The sequence below is a fragment of the Kitasatospora sp. NPDC007106 genome, assembly GCF_040634455.1.
Lineage (GTDB): Bacteria > Actinomycetota > Actinomycetes > Streptomycetales > Streptomycetaceae > Kitasatospora > Kitasatospora arboriphila.
The window spans coordinates 1-4,651 of record NZ_JBEYFP010000469.1; the positions used below are offsets into that span (position 1 = coordinate 1).

Sequence of the window (4,651 nt, forward strand, 5' to 3'; positions counted from 1 at the left end):
GAGCGCACTGACGCGCTCCGCGGCGACCTCAGGGGCGCCGGGAGGTGCCCCACGCGCCCCTTAGTGGTCTGCGTCGTAAGTCCTTCGGGGGTTGACTTCGAGACTGGGCATCGGCGTTCTCGTGGTGGGTGGCCGACATGTGGTACCGAGGAGTTCTCGGGGGGTGGTGGCACTGCAGGTGGGCGGGAGGGTGTCTGATCGGAGGCTGGCTCGCCTCGTCGCGGGTGCGCTCAGCGTGGGACTGCGGGGGTGTGGCATCGGCGGTCAGGCGTCGGGGCGTGCCTCGAGGAATGCGAGGGCGCGCACCACGAACGCGTCGTGGAACTGGAAGATCCCGCCGTGTCCGGCGTCCGGGTAGAGGGGGACGAGTTCGCCCCGGGGCAGTCGTGCGGCGAGGTCGAGGGTGTTCTCGCTCGGCACCATCCGGTCGCTCTCGCCGTTGGCCACCAGGACCGGCTGGTGGATGCGGGACATGTCGGCCGGCGCCTGCAGGCCCCATCGGTGGATGGCCTTGAGCTGGGAGAGATAGGAGATGGGGGAGATCGCCTTGTCCCGGTGTTGCGTTCGCTCCTTCAGCCGGGCCAGGAACTCCTTGCCGGCCCGGCGTCCGTTCGCGGTACGGGTGAAGAAGAGGTACTGCTTCGGATCTTGGAGGGTGAGCAGTGCTCGGAGGGTGTCGAGGTGGGAGATCCGGGTCACGTTCTTAATACCCTTGCCACCGGCGGGTCCTGTGCCCGCGAGGATCAGCCTGCGAACGAGTTGCGGTTCGTTCTGTGCGATCACCTGGGCGACCATCCCGCCCATCGAGAAGCCGAGGATGTCCACCTGGTCGAGCTCGAGTGCCCGGATGAAGGTGACGGCGTCGTCGGCCATTTTCTCGATGGTCTTGGGTGTCGAACCGGTGGACGCGCCGACGCCCCTGTTGTCGAACGTGATCACCCGGTGCCTGGCGGCGATGCCGTCGACGACACGGGGATCCCAGTTGTCGAGTACCGCGGCAAGATGGGTGAGGAAGATCACCGGGATGCCGGACCGGGGGCCGAGGTCGCGGTAGGCGAAGGTCACTTGGTCGGCGGTGACGGTGCGGGTCGGTGCGTCCCGGTAGGACATCACCGTGCCGCCGCTACCTTCATGTGTGTCGTTCATGGGTGTGCCCTTCGGTCTCGGATCTACCGCGGCCTCGCTCCGGCCGCTTCGTCCTCGCGGGTGTGCGCAGGACGGCTTCCCGGTCTTCCGACTGCGGGCGCGGGGCCGGCGGCCGGATGAGTGGGAGGGGCGCGCGGTGCACCTCTGGTCGATTCCTGTGGTGGCGGGGAGGGGGGATCCACTCGTCTGCCGAGGCCGGCCGGTCAGGTGGAGGCGGGGACCGGCCGGCAGACCTCACTCCATCGCGATGACGACTTTGCCGGCCTTCGCGCGGCCCTTCTCGGCGTACTCCATGGCGTCGCGGGTCCGGTCGAAGGGGAAGACCCGGTCGACGACGGGGTGGATCTGCCCGGCGTCGACGAGCCGGGTGAGTTCGCGCAGCTGGCCGCCGTCGGCCTTCATGAACAGGAACGAGTAGGTGACGCCGTGGCGCTTGGCACGGCGCCGGGTCCTGAAGCTCAGCGCGTTCATCGCCTGCCGCAGGAGCGGGTTTGCGCCGAGCTCGCGGGCGAAGTCCGCGTCGGGCGGCCCGGCGATGCTGATGACCTTCCCGCCAGGCTTAAGGACCCGCAGCGACTTCTCCAGGGTCTCGCCGCCGAGGGTGTCCAGGACGACGTCGTAGCCGTCCAGGAGCTGCTCGAAGTCCTGGGCGCGGTAGTCGATGACCACGTCCGCGCCGAGTTCCTTGACCAGGTCGGCGTTGGCCGCGCTCGCGGTGGTGGCCACATGTGCGCCCAGGTGCCTGGCCAGCTGGAGGGCGATGGTGCCCACTCCGCCGGAGCCCGCGTGGATCAGGACTTTCTGGCCCGGCCGGACCTGCGCCTTCTCTACCAGCGCCTGCCAGGAGGTGAGGGCGACCAGCGGGAGGGAGGCGGCCTGCGCCATGGTGAGGACGGCGGGTTTGGGGGCCAGGTCGTCCTGGTGGACGGCGATGAGTTCGGCGAAGGTGCCGATGCGATCCTTGTCGGGCCGGGCGTAGACCTCGTCGCCCACCGCGAAGCGGGTGACCGACGAGCCGACCCGGACCACCACTCCGGCGAGGTCGTTGCCCAGGACGAGCGGAAGGCGGTACGGCAGGATCCTCTTGAAGGCGCCGTCGCGGATCTTGAAGTCCAGCGGGTTGACGCTCGCCGCGTGGATCTCGACCAGGACATCCTCGGGACCCGGCTGCGGATCGGGCAGCTCGGCGGCGTGCACCGCCGACTGGTCGCCGTACTTCTCGATCAGGTAGGTCTTCATCTCTCCGTCTCCGTGTCCCGTCCGTACCCGAACGCGATCTCCGCTCGCTTCCGGGCCTGCCCCGGTACGAGCCACTTTCTGCTAGTCACTGCTGGTTCACGGCGCCCCACGCCGATGCGGCGGAGTGCTTCTCACGCCGCGTTCGGCGACGTGGCCAGGCTCTGCTTGACGTACCGGGTGGTCTCGTCGGCGAGGACCTCGGGCAGGCCCGCCTCCACGGCGGACAGGGCCTGGGTGGCGACCTCGGCGGGGTTTGCCTTCTGGTCGGCGGGAACGCCGGCGGCCATGTCGGTGTCCATGTACCCGACGTGCAGCGCCGTCACCGTGATGCCGCGGGGCGCCAGTTCCTCTCGGACCGCGCCGGTCAGCGCCCATGCCGCTGCCTTCGCCGCAGCGTATGCGCCGAGGCCGGCCGGGTGCAGCCAGGACAGGACCGACAGCACGTTGAGCACGCCGCCGCCGCCGTTGGACTCGATGACCGGGGCGAAAGCCCGCGTCACGGCGAGAGGGCCGAAGAAGTTCACCTCCATTTCCAAGCGCACCGCGTCCGGGCTGCCCGCGATCAGCGGCGTTCCGGTGGAGATGCCCGCGTTGTTGACCAGCAGCGTCGCGTCGGCGGCGATGCGGGCCGCCGCCCGGATCGACTCCGCGTCGGTAACGTCCAGCCGCAGCGGGACGACGCCCGGAAGGTCCACCGTCTCGGGGCGGCGGGCCGCCGCGTACACCTTGGCCCCGCGCTCCACGAGCTGGGCGGCAAGATGCCGCCCGAGCCCCCGGTTGGCGCCAGTGACCACCGCGACCGCGTTCTTCAGTTCCATGAGCACTCCCGACGTAGTGGGCGGCAGCTGATCGCCGCGATAGATTTCATCCAACATCTAAACTGGAGTCTAGAATAGATTCGACTCGACATCCAACTGAGAGGGTGACCGATGGGCCGCGTATCGCAGGCACAGGCACGGGACAACCGCCGACGGGTCGTGGAGACCGCCTCCCGGCTCTTTCGGGAACAGGGCACCCACGTCAGCGTCGCCGACCTCATGAAGGCCTCCGGCCTGACCCACGGCGGCTTCTACAAGCAGTTCACCTCCAAGGAGGCACTCGTCGACGAAGCCACCGCCCACGCCTTCGCCGAACTCGCCCGCCACCACAAGGACGGCCTCGACCAGTACGCCGGACAGCGCGACGCCGCCCAGCGGGCGCTGATCGACGCCTACCTCTCCACCGAGCACCGCGACAGCGCCGCGGACGGCTGCCCCGCCGCCGCACTCGCCGGCGACATGGCCCGCGACGGCGCAGACGGCGAGGCCCGCCGCGTCTACACCCAGGGAGTCGGCGACTTCGCCGACTGGCTCGCCACCGAGGACCAGGACGGCATCACCCGGCTCTGCACCATGCTCGGCGCACTCATCCTGTCCCGCGCCACCAAGGGCTCCCCACTCTCCGAGAAGATCCTCACCACCGCACGCGAGGCACTGACGGCCACCAACTGACCAAAGACGCGGTACAGGGCGGCACCGCGCAGGAAGGGCGCGTGCCGTCGACCTACCGTCATCCACTTCTCGCGATCGGCCTGCCTGCCTTGCCCGTTCCCTCGGCCTGCCCGATAACCCTGACCGCCTCCGAGCGGGAGCGGTTGAAGAAAATGGCCTACGGCCACAGGACCGAGCACCGGATCCGGCAGCGCGCCCACGTCGTGCTGCACGCGGCCCGGGGCCGGTCCAACGCCCGCATCGCCCGTGAGACCGGGCTGCACCTGGACACCGTCCGTACGTGGCGCGGCCGCTTCGCCGCATCTCGGCTGCCCGCCCTCGGCGACCTCAAGCGGTCCGGCCGTCCCGCCTCCTTCACGCCGCTGCAGGCTGCCCAGGTCAAGGCCCTCGCCTGCCAGTTGCCCGCCGAGAGCGGCACACCGCTCGCACGCTGGTCGGCCCCGGAACTGGCGCGCAAGGCGGTCGCCCGGGCCATCGTCGGCACAATCTCCGCCTCCACCGTGCGGCGCTTTCTCAAGCAGGACGCGCTCAAGCCCTGGCAGTACCAGTCCTGGATCTTCATCACCGACCCCGCCTTCCGCCCCAAGGCCGAGCGCCTCCTTGACCTGTACGCCCGCACCTGGCAGGGCGAGGCGCTCAGTGCGGACGAGTACGTGATCAGTGCCGACGAGAAAACCTCAGTCCAGGCCCGCTGCCGCTGTCACCCCACCCTGGCCCCCGGGCAGGCCAGGACGATGCGGGTGAACCACACCTACGGCCGCGGCGGGGCCCTGGCC

General features: G+C 69.9%; 5 protein-coding genes. 2 read left to right on the top strand and 3 right to left on the bottom strand.

Translation table 11 applies throughout. The features are described from left to right. Positions 1-264: 264 nt before the first annotated feature. The 3 genes from ABZ641_RS26240 to ABZ641_RS26250 form a co-directional block, all read right to left on the bottom strand. The gene (locus ABZ641_RS26240; RefSeq protein WP_033824403.1) at positions 265-1,146 is read right to left on the bottom strand and encodes an alpha/beta hydrolase; all 882 of its coding nucleotides are present in this window, start codon (positions 1,144-1,146) and stop codon (positions 265-267) included. A 234-nt stretch (positions 1,147-1,380) separates the two neighbouring features. Beyond that, complete coding sequence (locus tag ABZ641_RS26245) at positions 1,381-2,385, bottom strand: NADP-dependent oxidoreductase (protein ID WP_359985489.1); 1,005 nt, start codon at positions 2,383-2,385, stop codon at positions 1,381-1,383. A 131-nt stretch (positions 2,386-2,516) separates the two neighbouring features. Then, complete coding sequence (locus ABZ641_RS26250) at positions 2,517-3,203, bottom strand: SDR family oxidoreductase (RefSeq protein ID WP_033824401.1); 687 nt, start codon at positions 3,201-3,203, stop codon at positions 2,517-2,519. 111 nt (positions 3,204-3,314) lie between these two features. Here ABZ641_RS26250 and ABZ641_RS26255 point away from each other — a divergent pair, with 111 nt between their 5' ends. Together ABZ641_RS26255 and ABZ641_RS26260 are read left to right on the top strand one after the other, a co-directional pair. After that, positions 3,315-3,875 (top strand): TetR/AcrR family transcriptional regulator, encoded by a 561-nt coding sequence (locus tag ABZ641_RS26255; RefSeq protein WP_033824400.1) that lies wholly within the window; start codon positions 3,315-3,317, stop codon positions 3,873-3,875. 89 nt (positions 3,876-3,964) lie between these two features. After that, on the top strand, positions 3,965-4,651 hold a 687-nt coding region (locus ABZ641_RS26260), incomplete at its 3' end, for a helix-turn-helix domain-containing protein (protein WP_359985492.1).